Origin of the sequence: Caldicellulosiruptor bescii DSM 6725, assembly GCF_000022325.1 — a bacterium.
Taxonomy (GTDB): Bacteria; Bacillota; Thermoanaerobacteria; order Caldicellulosiruptorales; family Caldicellulosiruptoraceae; genus Caldicellulosiruptor; species Caldicellulosiruptor bescii.
This window is the reverse complement of record NC_012034.1, coordinates 348,225-365,622: the sequence shown is the minus strand read 5'-3', so window position 1 is coordinate 365,622 and position 17,398 is coordinate 348,225. Positions and strand designations below refer to the sequence as shown.

Genomic DNA, 17,398 nt, shown 5'->3' with positions numbered 1-17,398 from the left:
TCACCCTTTTATATCTTTCTCTATATCTCTATGAAATATTGAAACTTTATATCCCTGGTTTTCAATAGTCTTTTTAAGCTCTTCAGCCACTGTGACAGAACGGTGCTTGCCACCAGTACAGCCAATTGCAATTACAAGCTGCCCTTTCCCTTCTTCTGCATAATTTGGTATTAAAAATAAAATCAGGTCAAAAAGTTTTTGCAAGAATTCTTTTGTGACGTCCCATTTTAAAACATATTCTTTAACTTCAGGGTCCTTACCTGTTTTGTACTTGAGAGTATCCACATAAAACGGGTTAGGGATGAATCTGACGTCAAAAACAAGGTCAGCATCAAGCGGAAGCCCGTATTTAAATCCAAATGACATAATAGTGATTAGCATTGCCTCTTTTGACTTTTGCTGGACAAAAATCTCAAAGAGTTTCTCTTTTAAATCCTTTGGCAAAAGTGTGGATGTATCAATCACAAAGTCAGCATACCTTTTTATATCCTCAAGCTTTTCTCTTTCCTTTTGAATGGCTTCTAAAATGCTGCCGTCACCTTCATGACTCAGAGGATGTTTTCGCCTTGTCTCTTTGTACCGTTTTATAAGAACCTCATCATGGGCATCTAAAAAGAGGAGTTTAAAGTTACGGTCATCCTTTTTCAGCTCCTGAAGAACATCTTTGAAGTCGTCAAAAAGTTCACCGCCACGAATGTCTACAACCGCAGCAATCCTCGAAATCTTCTCTTTTGTTGCACTTGCAAGCTCAGCAATCTTGGGTAAAAACTGCGGTGGTAGGTTGTCTATACAAAAAAATCCCATGTCTTCAAACGCCCTTATTGCCAAGCTCTTACCAGCACCAGACATGCCAGTTATTATTACTATCTCCAACAAAATCACCCTTTTTATCTTCTATTTTGTCCATCCACTGGTACAAAAAGTGGTGTCTCAAACTCGCCTATGAACTGAATTTCAGGTTCAAGCAAAATTCCAAATTTTTCGTACACAGATTTCTGAGCAAGATAGATGAGCTTTCTTACATCCTCAGCTTTAGCATCTCCTAAGTTTATGATAAACCCTGCATGTTTTTCTGATATACACGCACCGCCTATTCTGTATCCTTTCAATCCTGCATCCTCGATGAGCTTTCCTGCAAAGTTGTTTGGCGGTCTTTTAAACACAGAACCGGCACTTGGATAAGAAAGAGGCTGTTTTTCTCTCCGTCTTTTTGAAAATTCATTTGCTTTTTGCAAAGGAGATATATCTTCTCTGTCGGCAAATTTGAGGCAAAATACTGCTCTGAGAAGCACCATTTTTTCTTCCTTTAGCCGGCTGTTCCTGTAAGAAAATCTCATATCTGCCCTACCAAGTTCTACTGGGTTCAAGTTCTCATCCAAAACCTCTGCCCGTTCAAAAACATCTTTTATCTCGCCATCGTATGCACCAGCGTTCATGTACACAGCACCACCAACAGTGCCAGGAATTCCTACTGCAAACTCCAAACCTTTTAGACCTGCTTCGCACGCTTTTCTCGCAACATGAGAAAGCATTGCTCCACACTCTGCTTCAATTAAATTTCCATCTATTTTGAAAGAATCTATCTTAACTGTGGTGATTATCGCACCATTGTAACCTTTGTCAGAGACAAGAACATTTGAGCAGTTTCCAACAACAATGTAGTTTATCGCTTCATCTTTTGCTAAAGTCAATATCTCGATAAGCTGCTTGGTACTTTTGGGAAATACTATATATCTTGCTTTTCCGCCTATCTTGAATGTTGTAAACTCTTTTAGCGGATGGTCTTTTAGAAACTCAATACCTGAATTTTTTAAATACATTTCAAATTCCATTTTTCTATCACCTTAAAAGCTTCTGTTTCAAATTTTATTATATTATATTTAAACTAAAAATTTAATTGTTTTTTACCTCTACTATCTCCATTCCACCTTCCCATGGCTTCAATATGCGAGAAAACAAACTCTTTAGGGCTTTGGTGCTCCCATTTTCAAAAAGCCACAAATCTTCATACTCCTTTTTCAGTATCACAGGCATGCGGTTGTGAATATGCTTTATTTCTTCTGCCGGCTCTGTTGTGAGGATGACAAAACCATCTACAAGTATCCCACCTTCAAGCTCAATTCTTTTGTAAAGTCCTGCCATGTAAAAGACATTGCAATCTTTGGGTTTTATGAAAAACTTTTGTTTTTTACCGCCATTTTTGTTCCACTCAAAAAAGCCCTGAGCAGGAATCAAACACCTGTTTGATATTATGCTGGAAAACAGAGGCTTTTCCAAGATAGACTCAGCTCTTGCATTTATTATGACCTCTTTCTTGTTTTGAAGAGGCAATCCCCATCTTAAAATCTCAGCTTCTCTTTGAAAGTCTTTTGGTACAATTGAAGCAGCAAACTCTGTAGGAAATATCTCACCCGACTTTACTTTCCGCAAAATAGGATTTCCTTCATATTTTTGAGAAATCTCATCTAAAATTTTTTTAATCTCCTCAATGTTCTCATCAAGATTTAAAAAGTACCTTCCGCACATAAAATTACCCTCCAAAGACCAGCTTTAGCTCCTCATACATATCCTTTATTGAACCATATATCAAATCTGGTTTCAAAGTTGAAGCCTCAACATCTTTCATCTTTGTCTCACCAGACAGCACTAAAGCAGCAACCATACCGCTATCCTTTGCCATTTTCATGTCTGTGTAAAGCCTGTCTCCTATCATTGCAATCCTGCTTTTTTCAACCTTTTTAAGGTTCGAGATTATATCAACCATTATGGAAGAAGGTTTTCCAACAAATACAGGTTTTTTCTTTGTTGCATTCTCAAGCATGATGCAGATAGACCCGCAATCTGGAATATATCTTCCACCATCTAAAGGACAGACAAGGTCCGGGTTTGTTGCCAAAAAAGGAACACCTCTTCTTATGAGCTCACATGCATCTAAAAGCTTTTTGTAGGTAAGAGTAGTATCAAATCCTATAACAAGATAGTCTATATTGTAATTTGGACTGTCAACAACAACGATGCCCATCGACTTTAGCTCTCTCTTTAAAGATGTTGTGCCAACAACATATACTCTTGGTGGTTTTTCTTTTTTGTGGATTGTCTTTATATAAATTCCCATTGCCTGACCTGAAGTAAATACGTTTTCTTTTGTAATCTCAAAGCCCATGTTCAAAAGCTTTGAATAGTACTCTTCTGAACTTTTTGATGAATTGTTTGTCAAAAATAGAAATTCTTTTTGATTTTTATTCAAGAGTTTAATAAACTCTCTTGCACCTTCAAATACCTTTTCACCAAGATATACTGTGCCGTCCAAGTCAAGCAGGAAAAGGTCTATGTTTTTTAGAATGCTACTATTCTTCATTTGTCAGCTTCCCCTTTTTCATTTTTTGATGCTGCCAAAGCTAAAAGCCTTTTTGCAAAATCTTCATAGCATTTTTGAGCATTGAAATTCTCTTCCCATGTTTCTCTTGCACCATAGCAAAACCTTTTATAATCTTCTTCGCTCATGGTAGCAAATCTTTCTATAAGGCTTGCAAGGTCAAATTCTGAAAAGTTTTTGTCAAGCAAAAAGCCGTTTATTCCATTTTTCACAATCTCTTTAGTTCCACCAACATCTGTTGCAACAACAGGTATTCCATACGACATTGCTTCCATGATAGAAACCGGAAGACCCTCTGACTGGCTTGTGTTTATAAATAAATTAAAATTTTCATTTGCATAGAGATTTAAAATATCTTCATTTTTCATAAATCCCAAAAAATTATACGAAATATTACTTTTCTTACTGAGCTTCTTTTCGGCATATGATTTTACCTCTTCAAAAAGCTCCCCATCGCCAATGTGAGTCCACGAAATTTTGACGCTGTCAATCTTCTCAAGGCTATCAACAATCTTATCAATCCTCTTCACAGGGGCAAGCCTTGCGCAGCTGACAATCTTGAAAATCTCATCTCTTTTCTTATCAATGTTTACACTGTATCCATTAAAAGTCCCTAAGTACGACACTTCTGCTTTGTTCGTTTGATACCTCTTGTTTATATAGTCAGTACCCATCTTTGAGCAAGCAAAAACTTTATCAATGTTTTCAAGAATAAACTTTTTGCATGGCTGAGGATAGCTCTCTTCATACAAATCTCCTCTGTGTGCTCTTGAGACTTTCAGGGCAAAAGGCTGGTTGTAAAGTGCGGTTGACAACGCCAAAAAATGAAACCAGTACGAATAGAGTATTGTATCCTGAACAGGAATATTGTATTTTTTTATAAGTTTTCTTAAGTTTGCAACTGTGATGTTTGTAAGGAAAGTCCATCTAAAAATTATCCATAGATTTAATATCTTGTATGAAAAAGGCTTTGGAGCAAATACAGCCTTAAGTATCTCTTTTATCATAAGTTCTACAAGTTTTGGATTTAAAAATAGAATCTCTTTTAATCCAAAGCTTATATCAGCCACCTCAACCTTTGGATTTTGAATATGCTCTTTCAGGTTCTTTAGCTTTTTAGGTAGCACCTTTCCCGGCCAAATCGGTACGATATAGATTTTATCAAAAAACCTTGTAAGAATATCTATTTCGTTTCCCACAAATACATCTCTTTTGGGGTGTGGATAGCCTATTGTGAGAAGAATTAAGTTCAATTTCAGCTTTCCCCCTTGATAAAAATTGTTTTTTTATTCTTTTTTGAGTTTATCACTCAAAAGTCTAAAGCGTCAACACAACATTTCAGAAACATAAAATAAAAAGACTCTCTTGACCTCTTAAAAATCTTCTTTTATAATGAATATATGAACAATTATTCAAATGTTCAATCTTGAAATTGAGGTGAAAAGAATTTGAAAAATCAAGAAGTATCAAAAAAGATTGATTTGTGCAGCTGTAGTGTAATCCACAATGATATTGTGCAAAAAGTAAAAGAAAGTCTTCCAGATGAAGAAGTTATGTTCGACCTTTCTGAGTTTTTCAAGGTTTTTTCAGACTCAACACGCATAAAAATATTAAGCAGTCTCTTGGTTTCTGAGATGTGTGTATGCGACTTAGCAGCAGTCTTAAATACATCCCAGTCGGCAATATCTCACCAGCTAAGGCTACTAAAAGCTTTCAGGTTAGTAAAGAGCAGAAAAGTCGGCAAAGTTGTGTATTATTCTCTTTCGGATGACCATGTAAAAAGTATAATTGAACTCGGTCTTACGCATCTCAGCGAAAGCCAGTAGATGAAAGGATGAGACAAATTTGTCAAAAGTAAATGTAGAATTAATTTTGGAAAATCTTTCATGTGCTAATTGTGCTCAAAAAATTGAAGAAAAAGTGGCAAAGCTCTCTTTTGCAGAGGATGTTTCGCTAAATTTTGTAACAAAGAAACTCTCGGCAAAGGTTGACCAGAAACACTATAGTACATTTGTTGAAGCGGTAAAGAGGATTGTAGATGAAATAGAACCTGGGGTAAGAGTACTTGTGGCACCAAAAGAAAAACCAATGCTGAACATGGGTGAAATCTCAGCTGTAGTAATCTCTGCTATATTTTTTGGGGTAGGACTTCTTACAAGAAAAGAAGATTTTGCCTTAATCTTTTTTCTTTTCTCATATCTTCTTTCAGGAAAAAATGTTATCTTAAGCTTTTTCAAAAACCTCAGAAAATTTCAAGTATTTGATGAAAATTTTTTGATGACAGTGGCAACATTATCAGCTATTTTTTTAAAAGAGTACCCTGAAGCAGTATCTGTTATGCTTCTTTATAAAATTGGCCAAATTCTTGAGGATGTTGCACTAAACAAGTCAAGAAAAACCATACAGGCTCTCAAACACCTTGAAATAGAGTATGCAAACTTGAAAATTGGCAATAGCATCAGGAAAGTAAATCCAAAAGATATTGTACCTTACGATATAGTGGTGGTAAAACCGGGTGAAAGAGTACCGGTTGATGGAATTGTAGTATCTGGAAAGTCATTTTTGGATACTTCTGCTATCACAGGAGAATCAAAACTTTTTTCTGTTCAGCCAAATGACAAAGTTTTAGCTGGCAGCGTGGTAGTTGACGGGTTTTTGGAAGTCAAAGCTCAAAGTTTTTACAAAGATTCTGCGCTTCACAGAATAGTTGAGATTGTTGAAAATGCATCTGTAAACAAATCTAAAACCGAAAAGTTCATAACAAGATTTGCAAAGGTTTATACACCGTCGGTAGTTATTATAGCAATAATATTAGCTATCTTGCCACCACTGTTATTTGACCAACCTTTTTCGCTGTGGATTTACAGGGCTGCTATCTTTTTAATCATCTCCTGCCCTTGTAGTCTTGTTATTTCTGTGCCACTTTCCTATTTTGCTTCAATTTCAAAGCTTTCTTCGAAGGGAATATTAGTAAAAGGTTCTCAATATATAGATATTCTTGCATCAAAAATAGGCAGTTTCCTTTTTGATAAAACTGGAACAATCACAAATGGGACTCTTTCTGTTGAAAAGATAGTGCCTGTGGAAATTTCTCAACAAGAGTTTTTAAAAATTCTTATAAGTATCGAAAGTCTTTCGAATCACCCAATAGCAAAATCTATATTAAGCCAAGTTGAACAAAAAGATATTTCTCTTTCTTCAGTACAAGAACTCAAAGAACATCCGGGAAGAGGAATAGAAGGAATTGTTGAGGGCAAAAAGGTTTTAATAGGCACAAAAGAGTTTTTGCAGGAAAATGGAGTTAAAATTGAGTATAGCTTTGAAAAATCACCCGAATTTTTGTACATTTATGTATCGTGTGAAGGTAAATTCTGTGGGTATGTTGCCTTGAAAGATTCTTTGAAAGATGACGTAAAAAAGGTTTTTAACCGCCTCAAAAGTCTTGGTTCAAAAATATACATCCTGACAGGTGACAAAAAAGAGGCGGCTGAAAAAATTGTTAAAGACCTTCCGATAGACGGCATTTACTCAGAACTTCTTCCAGAAGAAAAGGTAAGAATTGCCGAAAAAATAAAACTTGAAAATAAAGAGTTGGGATATGTTGTATATGTGGGAGATGGAACAAATGATTCGCCAGTGCTCTCTGTGTGTGATGTGGGAATTTCATTTGTAAAAAACAGCAGTTATCTTGCAACATTGGCAGCAGATATTGTTCTTCTTGATGAAAAGCTATATAAGATTGTAGATTTGATAAAAGATTCAAGATTCACAAGAAAGATTGTTATTCAAAATATCGTTCTTTCTCTTGGAATAAAATTTGCGGTGATGTTTTTAGGAATTCTGGGAGTTGCAAATCTGTGGGAAGCAGTTGTGGCAGACACCGGTGCAATGCTTTTAGCAGTTTTGAATTCTTTGAGAGTGCTCAAAAGATAAAAAAAGAGGTATAATATTTAAGAGGGGGTTTTGCTTTTCTTAATATAGATGCTAAAAAGAGGTGTTTTGAGATGATAGAGATGTATGTTAAAAACGTTGCATTTTTTGAAGAGGGGGGAGGGTTTGCAGTCTTGCTGTGTGACAAGAACAACAAAATGGTTCTTCCCATCTTTATAGGACCGCTTGAAGCTCAGTCAATCGCACTTGCGCTTGAAAAACAAAAGTTTCCTCGCCCTTTGACACACGATTTGATGGTTGAGATTATGCAAAAGTTTTCAATTTCCATCCAGAAAGCTGTTATTACTGACATCAAGGATGGAACATACTTTGCACAGCTTCATCTAAGAGACTACAACAATGTAATTTCTGTCATAGATTCAAGACCAAGCGATGCAATTGCGCTTGCGCTGAGAGTAAACTGCCCAATTTATATGGCTCCAAAGCTCATAGAGTTCACCTATAAGTACGAAGAGCTGATTCCTCAGTAAAAAGAGTTATTTGAGCTTTACTACCTTCCATGCGCTTCTGTCAAGTTGACGACCAAGAAATTCTGTGCGCACGCTCAAATAAAGCATGTTCGGATTTTGTAAATCTTTTTTGGAAAATACTATCTCAATCTGATTCTTTTTTCTGCGCATCTTTGCATTTTGAAATGAAAAAGCAGGGGTTGTCATAGTCTTTACTACATTCATCTTGTTTCCAGAAACCAAAATATATATTCTGCCAAGATATTTATAATCTTCAAATGCTCTTATGTGAAGATAATACGAAATAAGTTTTTTAGCAGAACCAACCATTTCGATACCTATATAGATGTTCTTGCTATCGTGAGCCGCAAATATCGCTTCAATATCAGCACCTTTTTCAAAAATGAGTGACCATATGTCGTGCGTTGGCTCCTTGCTAACTAAATACTTGTCTGAAAACAGGTTATCACCCTCATATTTTTTTGCATCTTTGCTATCTGATTTTGCGAATAATTCGTTTTGACGAACAAATGCCTCCAAAAATCCTCTCATAACCTTCATCTGAGAGTGGTAGTCTGAGATTGAATTTGATTTTCTTTCTATCATATAGTCATCCAGTGGTACCTGATACCACTTTGTATCTGTAAATGCAAGCTTGAAAGGCGGAACAAGATACATCTGAGGGTGTTTGCCAAAAGGAGTCGGCCAGTCTCCTCTGTGCACAAGATATTGCCACTCTTCACATTTATAATTTAGCGTCAGGATTGAAAACTTGACAAATGCTGATGTTGCCCAGTGGTCAGGATGCTGGTCGCGTGAGTATGGATAGATTACTAAATCAGGTTCAAATAATTTTATTATGCTCTGAATATTTTTCACAACGTTTATTCCCTTGTATTCTACTGCCCTCTGATAGGAGTTTGAATACGGACTTTTGAATGTGCGTGTTAAAGGATTAAAATACCCTATCTTAGAATCAAAATATTTTTCCCATAAAAACCGCAAACCCCTATCAGGATATCCTAAAAAAATTATATCTTCCCTCTTCAAACCTAAGTCTTCAAGCGCATGGATTGTTTCATTCTGTCGAAGATAACCAAATCTTATATAGTCATCAGGAGTAAGTCTTATCTTGCCAAAGTTCTGCCCTGCAGCACGTGTAAAGCCATCTCCATTTGTCATAACAACAACTTTAACTTTACTCCCACTCAAAAGAGCTTTTTGTATCACACCTGCAGAAGACAAAGTTTCATCATCACAGTGTGGGGCAAAGACGAGTATACGTTTGTAATTTTCAACCCGAAGCTGCGGAAGCTGAGCGGAAAAAAAGCAGTTTGAAATATATTCTCTTGCCAAAAATACAAGAACATTTGCAACAATCCATATAACAAATGCATATAAAATGTACTTTCGCTTAAATCTTATTCTTCTTTCATTCTGAGGTTTTCTGTAAACTTCACCTTCAGAACTTTTAGCTTTAAACGGTGGCATATATTTTCCGCAATACTCCTTTACAGCAAAGATGCTCTTTTTATTTTACACTATCTTTGATGTATTTTCCATTAAAATTTACCCCTAAAATCGCAAGCGGGCAGAAGCTCTTTTACCTGTAGAGCTCCTGCCCGCTTTCTATATAAAAGGAGGAAACGAATCGGGGGGATTCTACTGTATGTATTTTTTAAAAACTCAAGGGGGTTGTCCGCAGCATTTCTTTGTTGTCTGTCCCTTGCTCCGCTCTTTACAGTTTTAATTATATGTTTTTTGTATACACCAATCAATACCAAAAATAAATGAACTTTTTCAAAGTTTTTATTCTGTTTTTGTAGATGTGGTTATGTGAATAATTGACCTATTTTAATAAAATATTTTTCTCTTTTTATATACTTTCGACATACATCAGAATTTTAAAACACCACCATACTATTATTAAAAAATACTTTAGAAGTTAAAATTTTTATTCAACATACTTTTCTATAAAATATTTAAAAGAAGCATTTCTGCTCTTAGCCCTCTCCATTGAATAATTTTTAGTAAGCTCTATCATGAAATCAGATCTGTCAAAATTCTTAGGGATAAACCTGTTAAAACCTTCCTTAGTTAATTTTTCTGTATTACTAATTTCTGATTCCGGAATTTTAAATTTTGAACAAAAATTATCCTCTGCACCTGCTAAATACCAACTTTCTATTTCTTTTTTAACTACAATTATTTTTGCTTTGTCTATATTCTTTATCAATTTTGCTATTTGTTCTTTTTTATATGTAACACATGGTGAATCATCTATATCTGCAACAAAAACGTAATCATTATTGCTTCGTACAAAAGCCTTTATAAGATTGGAATACTTTTGCAAATTTTTAGAACTTTTCAGCTCATCCCCAGAGTACCTTATAATCTGAACAAAAGAATATTTAGAATAGAGCTTAGATTCCAATATGCGTTTAAAAAACCTCTCATCATCTATACCTTCCACCAAAATGTATATACCTTTGCCACGGTTCATTTACTTACGCTCCTACCTCCAGAAGGTTTTGAACAAAGAGTTCTTCTATTCCCAAATCATTTTCTAAAAATATTTTTATCTCTTCTTTCTCAAGTGGTCGGTATATCTTTGAAAAGCCATCTCTACCGCGAGAAACCAAAAGAAGATTATCAACCCCCGCATATTTGACAACTTCAGGATTGTGCGTAGTAACGATAATTTGTTTTCTTCGCGAAATTTCTTTCATCATTTCAATAACTTTTGAAATAAGAAAAGGATGAATATTTCTTTCTGGTTCTTCAAAGATAATAAACTTTTTCCTTTCAAAATATAACGCAATTATCATTGCTATTACATTAATAGTTCCATCAGAAAGCAATGATGCAGGAATATCCTTTTTTTCAAAGTATGATTCTTGTAGTTTGAAAAGCAAAGACTTATCAGGTAATTTTTCTACAGTTAGATTATTAACAAATGGTAAAACGTCACTTACTAAATTAAAAAGCTTTCGACTTTTTTCTTCGTTCTCTAAAATGTTTTTTAACACTATTGAAAGATTACTTCCATTTTCTTCTAATTCAGCCTTACCTGTAATTGGAGCAGCCTCTTTAGACTTTTTTGGATCAAAATCGTAAATTGAAATATTACGGAATATATTATCTATCGTCAATCGCCGCCATATAAAAAACAAAGGTGTTTGAATTAGCAGAATGTTCTGGGGTAAAGAATCCATTTTTAAATATAAAAGCGGAATAAGACTTTCCACTTTCTCCTCAATACCTTTTGGAAAAATTCCGTACACTACTTTATCTTTTTTATGGGACAGTCTGATTTCACCCTCAATAATTTTCCCCTCTTCATCTTTAAATTTAAACTTTTGAAGCAAACAATCGTTAACAATTTTAAAACCTGGTGCTCCTTTTTTCTCTTTTAGAGAAAACTCATACCTCATTTCATGGAAAGTCATTTCAATGTTTTGCTTTGTATTTGCAATTTTTTCGTCATCTTCCATTTCGCACACTATACTAATTGATAATTCTTCACCTCGGCCAACTTTTAAATTAGTAAGATATTCAATATCTCCTTGGATGGACACAGCATTTTCTAAACCAAGATTCATAATATCGCGTAGAAATTTAAATACTTGAACAAAATTTGACTTTCCTGAAGCATTCGCACCAATAACCACGTTAAAATCTTTTAGCTCTACATTTATTTCTTTGAAGCTTTTGAAGTTTTTAACGCTCAAACTTTTTAATTTCATTAAAAGACACCTCAATTTATTTTTTTATCCTGATAAATTCACCTTTATTCTATATTATCCCTCATATGCTCTCAATTTAAAATTCACGCCAAGGTTTTTTGCAAGCTCCATACACCTTTTTATCTCCTCTTCATCTATAATATCCACACACGAAACCCAAACTTCCTTTATATATTTTTTGCTCTCTTTTATAAATTCAATTACATAGTCATATATGTCTTCAGAAAACGGTCTGCAAATCTCATTGTACCTTTCTTTGTTTGGAGCATTGAGACTTATTGATATCCTGTCAATAAGGTTTGACAAAAGCTGTGGCACATTCTTCTTGTGAATATAAGAGGCATGGCCGTTTGTGTTGACTCTCAAGGGCACAGATGTCTTTTCTTTTAGCCTTTTTGCAACCTCAATCACAGTATCAAGTCTTATAAGAGGTTCTCCATAGCCGCAAAAGACAATCTCATCATACTTTTGTGGGTCTTTTATGCTATTTAAAATCTCATCTGCTGTTGGGTCTTTTGCAAGCCACAGGTCATACCCCTCACCAAGACCTCTTGGCGTGTTTCTTATACAGAATATACATGAGTTTGTGCATTTGTTTGTCACGTTTATATATAGCCTGTTGTCAATTGTATATGTTATCATTCCCATTTTATCTTCATTTCATCTCCATTCTTTTTATTTAATACCAAAAAAGTTTTTGGCATTTTGTGTTGTTTTTTCAATTACTAAATCCTCAGAAATCTCTTTTATTTGTGCAATCTTTTGTATCACATACTTTAAGTAGGTAGAATCATTTCTTTTACCTCTGTGCGGGTGTGGTGTCAGGTATGGACTGTCTGTTTCAAGCATCAAAAGTTCAAGGGGGTATTCTTTTACAACCTCAATAAGCTTCTTTGCATTCTGAAAAGTGACAACACCGCCAACCGAAATATAAATGCCATGTTTTCTCAAAATCCTGCTCATCTCAACGCTTCCTGAATAACAGTGTATCAAAACTGGAATCTTTCCAACTGCGTTCTCAAGAAGAATATCTAAAGTTTCTTTATGTGCCTCTCTTGAATGAACAACTATTGGAAGATTTAATGCTTTTGCAACCTCAATCTGTCTTATAAATACCTCTTTTTGAACATCTCTTGGTGAAAAATCATAGTGGTAATCAAGTCCAATTTCACCGATTGCGACGTTCTTTTCAAACCTTGCAAACTCAAAAAGTACATCTTCAAAATCATTTGGTGCATCCTTTGCCTCGTGAGGATGAATCCCAACAGTTATATAAATGGTATCATATTTTTTTGCAATTTCAATGTTTTCTTTTGAAGACTCAATAGAAGAAGAGGATGAGATGGCAATTATATTCTCTTCTTTTAGCTTTGCCATCACATCCTCTAAATCTGTGGCAAATGCTTCATCATCATAGTGAGCATGAACATCTATTATCATTTTACTCTTGCTCCCTCTTTTATGTCTTTTTCAGGTGTGATTAAGCACAGCTCATCTCCAATTGACGCTGCCAAGAGCATTCCCTGTGACTCAACCCCACGCAGTTTTGCAGGCTTTAAGTTTGCAACAACTACAATCTTTTTGCCAACAAGCTCATCAGGAGTATAGTGTTTTGCAATGCCTGCAACTATCTGGCGTTTTTCATTTCCTAAATCAACAATGAGCTTGAGCAGCTTGTCTGCCCCTTCAATTTTTTCAGCTTCTAAAACTTTGGCAACTTTGAGTTCAATCTTTGCAAAATCATCTATTGTGATGTATTCTTTTTGCTCTTCATTTTTGTCATCTGCAGGCACAGCTCCCTCAGGTCTTTTAACTTCTTGCTTGTTTGTGTCTTCCATAGCATTTTCCTCCTTTTCTACTATTCTTGGGAAAATAGGATCTCCTCTTTTAACCTTTGTTCCCTCTGGAATTAAACTAAACTGCGAAGCACTTTCCCAAGTAGTTATATCAGGATTTTCATCTTTTGAAATTCCAAGCTGCTGTAAAATCTTTGGTGTTGTCTGCGGCATAAATGGTTCTATCAATATTGCCACAATTCTCAAAACCTCTGCTAAGTTGTACAAAACAGTTTTCAAGCGCGGATACTTAGATTTATCCCTGCCAAGCACCCACGGCATTGTCTCATCTATATACTTGTTGGCTCTTGCAATCAACTTCCAGATTTCTATCAAGGCATTTGAAAATTGAAGCTCATCAAGACATCTGCACACTTTTTCGTATACTTCTTTTGCTAAGGTTATTAGCTCATTGTCAAGATCTTCTTTTGCTTCAGGAAGATGGATAATTCCATCAAAATACTTTTCAATCATTGCTACTGTTCTTGACAATAAATTCCCAAGGTCGTTTGCAAGGTCACTGTTGTGTCTTGTCCTTAGAGAATCTTCTGAAAAGTGACCATCAGCACCAAATGGAATCTCTCTTAAGAGGAAATACCTCAGACTATCAACTCCATACTTTTGCGCAAGTATTACTGGGTCCACAACATTTCCCTTTGACTTTGACATCTTACCGCCTTCTAAAAGTAGCCAGCCATGACCAAACACCATCTTTGGAAGAGGAAGACCCAGTGCCATCAGTATTGCTGGCCAGATAATTGTGTGGAATCTTACTATCTCTTTCCCAACAAGATGCACATCTGCTGGCCAGTATTTTTTGAACTTGCTGTCATCCTCACTCATGTATCCCAGCGCTGTTATATAGTTTGAAAGTGCGTCTATCCAGACATAGATTACATGCTTGGGGTCAAATGGCACAGAAATTCCCCATTTTATAGTTGTTCGCGAAACACACACATCTTCAAGCCCAGGTTTTATGAAATTGTTTATCATCTCGTTTGCGCGCGACTGTGGAACAATAAAATCCGGATGCTCTTCAATATACTTAACAAGTGCATCTTGGTATTTTGAAAGCCTGAAAAAGTAGCTCTCTTCCCTTGCACGCTCAACAGGTCTGCCGCAGTCAGGACACTTGCCATCAACAAGCTGTCTGTCAAGCCAGAAAGACTCGCATGGTGTACAGTACCAACCCTCATACTCGCTCTTGTAGATATCGCCCTGCTCATAAAGCTTTGTAAATATCTTCTGGACAACCTTCTTGTGGCGCTCTTCTGTTGTTCTAATAAAGTCATCATATGAGATGTTCATAAGCTTCCAAAGGTCTTTTATTGACGCAACTATCTCATCAACATACTCTTGAGGAGTCTTACCAGCCTCTTGCGCTTTTCTTTCTATCTTCTGGCCATGCTCATCTGTCCCTGTCAGGAAAAACACGTCATACCCTCTTAGTCTTTTGTATCTTGCAATTGTGTCTGCTGCAACTGTGCAATATGTGTGACCAATATGGAGTTTGTCCGATGGATAGTATATAGGCGTTGTTATATAAAATTTTGGCTTTTCCATAAATGATTTTCCTCCTTTTGTTAAAATTCTTTCCTCAGAGTTTTTAAATACTTTTATACCTACATTCCATAACGTTTATGAGCAAAATCATAAAAAAGATCTGGTATCTTTGGTGGGAAGTATGTAAACAATGGAAATAATATCAGCATTATAATTAAAAGTAGCACAAACGGTGCCTTCTTTATCTTTTTGTTAGATAGAGTTATGGCAAGTGAAACAAACTGAGCAATTATCACTGCTAAAACAAGAGTGAGTATATCAAAAATCAAATTGTCTTCCAAAAATATCCTATAGGTGTAGAAGAACACTGCTGTCAAAAATGGTATCAAAAATAGTGCAACTGTCTTCCCCACAATAAAATTGTCAAACTTCTTTCCATAAATGATAAATTCAATTATGTAAAAAATCAACCCTCCGAAAAATCCAATTTTAAGATGCTCCCATACACTTTCGTTGACTGCAAAAAGTACAGCAGTGGCTTTTATTTTTCCGAAAAAGTCAAACCCAAAGTGAAGTAAGCTTGATATTGCAATGATTATAAATATGCCTACAATAGATGTTATTTTGGCTCTTTTTCTATAAATTTTCTTTGAGTATGAGGAAAGATAGATTTCAAACATTTTCACACCTTCTCTACTACCAAGTTTTTGTACTCACATACACAATCCACAAAGTCTTTTTTGAGACAAAATTCAAGGTCAGCTTCAAAACCAAGTTTTTTTAAATGATTATAGTGATATGAATATTTTAATATTTCATGAGGGTCATTTTCAAATTTTTTATAAAGCTCATACGAAGCTAAAGACAGATCATCAACCTCAATTTTTTCAAGGCAGGTTTTAAATATATCCACAAAATATCCCGCACAAAGGACATCTTCAAGGGTGAATTTCTCCTCGGTTCCTGCACATACAATTGCTATTTTCTGCATATCATCTTTTAAAGCTTCTTTTAATATATACTCTGCAGTTTTTTTGCCGTTTATAAACGAACCAAGAAAGATTCGCTTTGCAAAGGATGCCTTCTTGAGCGCTCTTGTCCCATTTGTTGTTGTCATTACGATAGCTTTGCCAAAAACAACTTCCTTTTTGTACGAAAGAGGTGAATTGTCAAGGTCAAACCCTTCAATTTTCAAACCGCCTCTCTCTCCTCCAAGAAGAACGCTTTCATCTAACCTTTTAAAAAGCTTTGCTTCTAAAATATTCTCAACAGGAATTATTACGTTTGCACCATTTGAAATAGCCCAAATCATAGTAGATGTTGCCCTGAGAAGGTCAATAACAATGGCGTATGAATCTTTTAAAATTCCTTCAGTTAACTCTTTATAGTGCGAAAATGTCATTACCTTCAAGATGGTACACCTTCTTTCTTGAAAATTATTATTCTATTAATTTTACTAATTTCTGATAATTATCTAAGAAAAATCTCTTGACAATATCCCAGTCAAGTCTAATGAACATCTTGGGCATTGCTTCATCCTCAGCATCATCAAAGTAACAAAGACTCATAAGGATATGATAAAGATTTACCATTTTGTTTGGAAATTTTTGTGGAAGAAGCTTAACAAGCTCCTCTAACTCTATTCCTGATTGGCATATACAGTACAAATCAATAAAATCTTTTTTTGAGCCTCTTGAAGAAATAGCAACTAATTTCATCATACCTATATCTATTTTTGAAGCAATTTTCAAGCCTTTTATTTCAGTTGGTATTACAAGATTATCTAATAAAGGATTAGGATAATATAGCCATGTTACTCTAACTCCATCTAAAAGCATATGAAGAGTATCTTTTGCTGAGTACAATATGTTTATATCGCCTACTTTTTCCAATTTATATATTATATAGTCGCTTGAAAATTCTATTGGTGAAAAAAAGTTGAAGTCCTCTGAAACTCTATGTCCAAGCTGCAAAGCAAGTCCTGTCCCCCCACCTAAGTAAAACTCTCCAATTACATCACTTTTTACAATCTTATTTAGAACTTCATACCTTTGATACTCTAAAACATTTAAAATCATTTTAACGTTAACCCCCATTTTGAAATACCCCTAAAACGGAAACATCCCTTCCATCTTTTTGAAAACCTCAAAACACCTCATTTCATCCTCTTTCAAATTGAAATATAGTTGCCAAAATCTTGCAGGTTTTTTCAAAAGACTTCTGCTATTTTTTACTACATCCTTAATCTCTTCTTTTGAATATGTGTTAAATAGCCACTTTATGCAATCTTGGTCTCCAAAGTTAAGAAGGCGTGTGATGATAAATGCTTTGTGCCTCTGAATGTCTAAATCTTCAAATCCAATATCCCAAAAGAATTTTTTAAACTTTTCGGGTATTTGAGTTTGGCTGTCCATCTTAAAATCATAAGCCCCCAAAAGAGTTTGCTTTAACTTTATATATACCATACTTGAGCAAAAAGATACACATCTTTTTTGAAAACTTTTGAGTAAGAATTGTGGTATAATAAAAATATGAGGG

The 17,398-nt window shown here is 35.1% G+C and carries 18 protein-coding genes; 3 read left to right on the top strand and 15 right to left on the bottom strand.

The features are described 5' to 3' along the window. The 5 genes from rapZ to ATHE_RS01540 all read right to left on the bottom strand — a co-directional run bounded on the left by rapZ (nt 1) and on the right by ATHE_RS01540 (nt 4,629). Nucleotides 1-873: an RNase adapter RapZ gene (gene rapZ / locus ATHE_RS01560; RefSeq protein ID WP_079504049.1), complete on the bottom strand. Its 873-nt coding sequence runs from the start codon at nt 871-873 to the stop codon at nt 1-3. A gap of 14 nt (nt 874-887) precedes the next feature. Continuing rightward, entirely contained in the window at nt 888-1,832 is a 945-nt protein-coding gene (murB, locus tag ATHE_RS01555) for a UDP-N-acetylmuramate dehydrogenase (RefSeq protein ID WP_015906924.1), read from the bottom strand. Between the two features lie 61 nt (nt 1,833-1,893). Next, nucleotides 1,894-2,526, bottom strand: a complete 633-nt coding sequence (locus tag ATHE_RS01550) for an SOS response-associated peptidase (protein WP_015906923.1) — start codon at nt 2,524-2,526, stop codon at nt 1,894-1,896. A 4-nt stretch (nt 2,527-2,530) separates the two neighbouring features. Next, nucleotides 2,531-3,358: an HAD-IIA family hydrolase gene (locus ATHE_RS01545; RefSeq protein WP_015906922.1), complete on the bottom strand. Its 828-nt coding sequence runs from the start codon at nt 3,356-3,358 to the stop codon at nt 2,531-2,533. Next, the gene (locus ATHE_RS01540) at nt 3,355-4,629 is read right to left on the bottom strand and encodes a glycosyltransferase (protein ID WP_015906921.1); all 1,275 of its coding nucleotides are present in this window, start codon (nt 4,627-4,629) and stop codon (nt 3,355-3,357) included. The genes ATHE_RS01545 and ATHE_RS01540 overlap by 4 nt, the downstream gene beginning before the upstream one ends. A gap of 195 nt (nt 4,630-4,824) precedes the next feature. On the opposite strand from ATHE_RS01540, the gene ATHE_RS01535 reads away from it, so the two are divergent. The 3 genes from ATHE_RS01535 to ATHE_RS01525 all read left to right on the top strand — a co-directional run bounded on the left by ATHE_RS01535 (nt 4,825) and on the right by ATHE_RS01525 (nt 7,797). Continuing rightward, the gene (locus tag ATHE_RS01535; RefSeq protein ID WP_015906920.1) at nt 4,825-5,202 is read left to right on the top strand and encodes an ArsR/SmtB family transcription factor; all 378 of its coding nucleotides are present in this window, start codon (nt 4,825-4,827) and stop codon (nt 5,200-5,202) included. Between the two features lie 19 nt (nt 5,203-5,221). Then, the gene (locus ATHE_RS01530) at nt 5,222-7,309 is read left to right on the top strand and encodes a heavy metal translocating P-type ATPase (protein ID WP_015906919.1); all 2,088 of its coding nucleotides are present in this window, start codon (nt 5,222-5,224) and stop codon (nt 7,307-7,309) included. Between the two features lie 71 nt (nt 7,310-7,380). Next, nucleotides 7,381-7,797 carry a bifunctional nuclease family protein gene (locus ATHE_RS01525; RefSeq protein WP_013289631.1) on the top strand — a complete coding sequence of 139 codons (417 nt, stop codon included), beginning with the start codon at nt 7,381-7,383 and terminating at the stop codon, nt 7,795-7,797. A 6-nt stretch (nt 7,798-7,803) separates the two neighbouring features. On the opposite strand, the gene ATHE_RS01520 is transcribed toward ATHE_RS01525, so the two are convergent. The 10 genes from ATHE_RS01520 to ATHE_RS01475 form a co-directional block, all read right to left on the bottom strand. Next, complete coding sequence (locus ATHE_RS01520) at nt 7,804-9,267, bottom strand: PIG-L deacetylase family protein (protein ID WP_015906918.1); 1,464 nt, start codon at nt 9,265-9,267, stop codon at nt 7,804-7,806. 463 nt (nt 9,268-9,730) lie between these two features. Beyond that, a complete protein-coding gene (locus ATHE_RS01515) occupies nt 9,731-10,279 on the bottom strand; it encodes a hypothetical protein (protein ID WP_015906917.1) in 549 nt (182 codons plus the stop codon). Nucleotides 10,280-10,283: 4 nt separating this feature from the next. Then, nucleotides 10,284-11,522, bottom strand: coding sequence for an AAA family ATPase (locus ATHE_RS01510; protein WP_015906916.1), 1,239 nt, complete (start codon nt 11,520-11,522; stop codon nt 10,284-10,286). A gap of 54 nt (nt 11,523-11,576) precedes the next feature. Then, nucleotides 11,577-12,170: a TatD family nuclease-associated radical SAM protein gene (locus ATHE_RS01505; RefSeq protein ID WP_015906915.1), complete on the bottom strand. Its 594-nt coding sequence runs from the start codon at nt 12,168-12,170 to the stop codon at nt 11,577-11,579. 27 nt (nt 12,171-12,197) lie between these two features. Continuing rightward, the gene (locus ATHE_RS01500) at nt 12,198-12,962 is read right to left on the bottom strand and encodes a TatD family hydrolase (RefSeq protein WP_015906914.1); all 765 of its coding nucleotides are present in this window, start codon (nt 12,960-12,962) and stop codon (nt 12,198-12,200) included. Next, nucleotides 12,959-14,920, bottom strand: coding sequence for a methionine--tRNA ligase (gene metG, locus ATHE_RS01495; RefSeq protein WP_015906913.1), 1,962 nt, complete (start codon nt 14,918-14,920; stop codon nt 12,959-12,961). Before metG ends, ATHE_RS01500 begins: the two co-directional genes overlap by 4 nt. A gap of 59 nt (nt 14,921-14,979) precedes the next feature. Beyond that, on the bottom strand, nt 14,980-15,540 hold the full coding sequence (locus tag ATHE_RS01490; RefSeq protein ID WP_015906912.1) for a DUF6512 family protein: 561 nt from the start codon (nt 15,538-15,540) through the stop codon (nt 14,980-14,982). Nucleotides 15,541-15,542: 2 nt separating this feature from the next. Next, nucleotides 15,543-16,271 carry a 2-phosphosulfolactate phosphatase family protein gene (locus ATHE_RS01485; RefSeq protein WP_015906911.1) on the bottom strand — a complete coding sequence of 243 codons (729 nt, stop codon included), beginning with the start codon at nt 16,269-16,271 and terminating at the stop codon, nt 15,543-15,545. 28 nt (nt 16,272-16,299) lie between these two features. Then, complete coding sequence (locus ATHE_RS01480) at nt 16,300-16,938, bottom strand: nucleotidyl transferase AbiEii/AbiGii toxin family protein (RefSeq protein ID WP_015906910.1); 639 nt, start codon at nt 16,936-16,938, stop codon at nt 16,300-16,302. A 30-nt stretch (nt 16,939-16,968) separates the two neighbouring features. Next, nucleotides 16,969-17,274 carry a DUF6922 domain-containing protein gene (locus tag ATHE_RS01475; protein WP_041727001.1) on the bottom strand — a complete coding sequence of 102 codons (306 nt, stop codon included), beginning with the start codon at nt 17,272-17,274 and terminating at the stop codon, nt 16,969-16,971. Between the last annotated feature and the right edge of the window lie 124 nt (nt 17,275-17,398).

Excerpts from the sequence above, each read along its gene's own strand:
- ATHE_RS01500 (WP_015906914.1), bottom strand. The coding sequence starts at position 12,962 with ATGATAATAGATGTTCATGCTCACTATGATGATGAAGCATTTGCCACA.
- ATHE_RS01525 (WP_013289631.1), top strand. The coding sequence starts at position 7,381 with ATGATAGAGATGTATGTTAAAAACGTTGCATTTTTTGAAGAGGGGGGA.
- ATHE_RS01515 (WP_015906917.1), bottom strand. The coding sequence starts at position 10,279 with ATGAACCGTGGCAAAGGTATATACATTTTGGTGGAAGGTATAGATGAT.
- ATHE_RS01550 (WP_015906923.1), bottom strand. The coding sequence starts at position 2,526 with ATGTGCGGAAGGTACTTTTTAAATCTTGATGAGAACATTGAGGAGATT.
- ATHE_RS01490 (WP_015906912.1), bottom strand. The coding sequence starts at position 15,540 with ATGTTTGAAATCTATCTTTCCTCATACTCAAAGAAAATTTATAGAAAA.
- ATHE_RS01520 (WP_015906918.1), bottom strand. The coding sequence starts at position 9,267 with ATGCCACCGTTTAAAGCTAAAAGTTCTGAAGGTGAAGTTTACAGAAAA.
- ATHE_RS01505 (WP_015906915.1), bottom strand. The coding sequence starts at position 12,170 with ATGGGAATGATAACATATACAATTGACAACAGGCTATATATAAACGTG.
- ATHE_RS01510 (WP_015906916.1), bottom strand. The coding sequence starts at position 11,522 with ATGAAATTAAAAAGTTTGAGCGTTAAAAACTTCAAAAGCTTCAAAGAA.
- ATHE_RS01475 (WP_041727001.1), bottom strand. The coding sequence starts at position 17,274 with ATGGACAGCCAAACTCAAATACCCGAAAAGTTTAAAAAATTCTTTTGG.
- metG (WP_015906913.1), bottom strand. The coding sequence starts at position 14,920 with ATGGAAAAGCCAAAATTTTATATAACAACGCCTATATACTATCCATCG.
- ATHE_RS01545 (WP_015906922.1), bottom strand. The coding sequence starts at position 3,358 with ATGAAGAATAGTAGCATTCTAAAAAACATAGACCTTTTCCTGCTTGAC.
- ATHE_RS01480 (WP_015906910.1), bottom strand. The coding sequence starts at position 16,938 with ATGATTTTAAATGTTTTAGAGTATCAAAGGTATGAAGTTCTAAATAAG.
- murB (WP_015906924.1), bottom strand. The coding sequence starts at position 1,832 with ATGGAATTTGAAATGTATTTAAAAAATTCAGGTATTGAGTTTCTAAAA.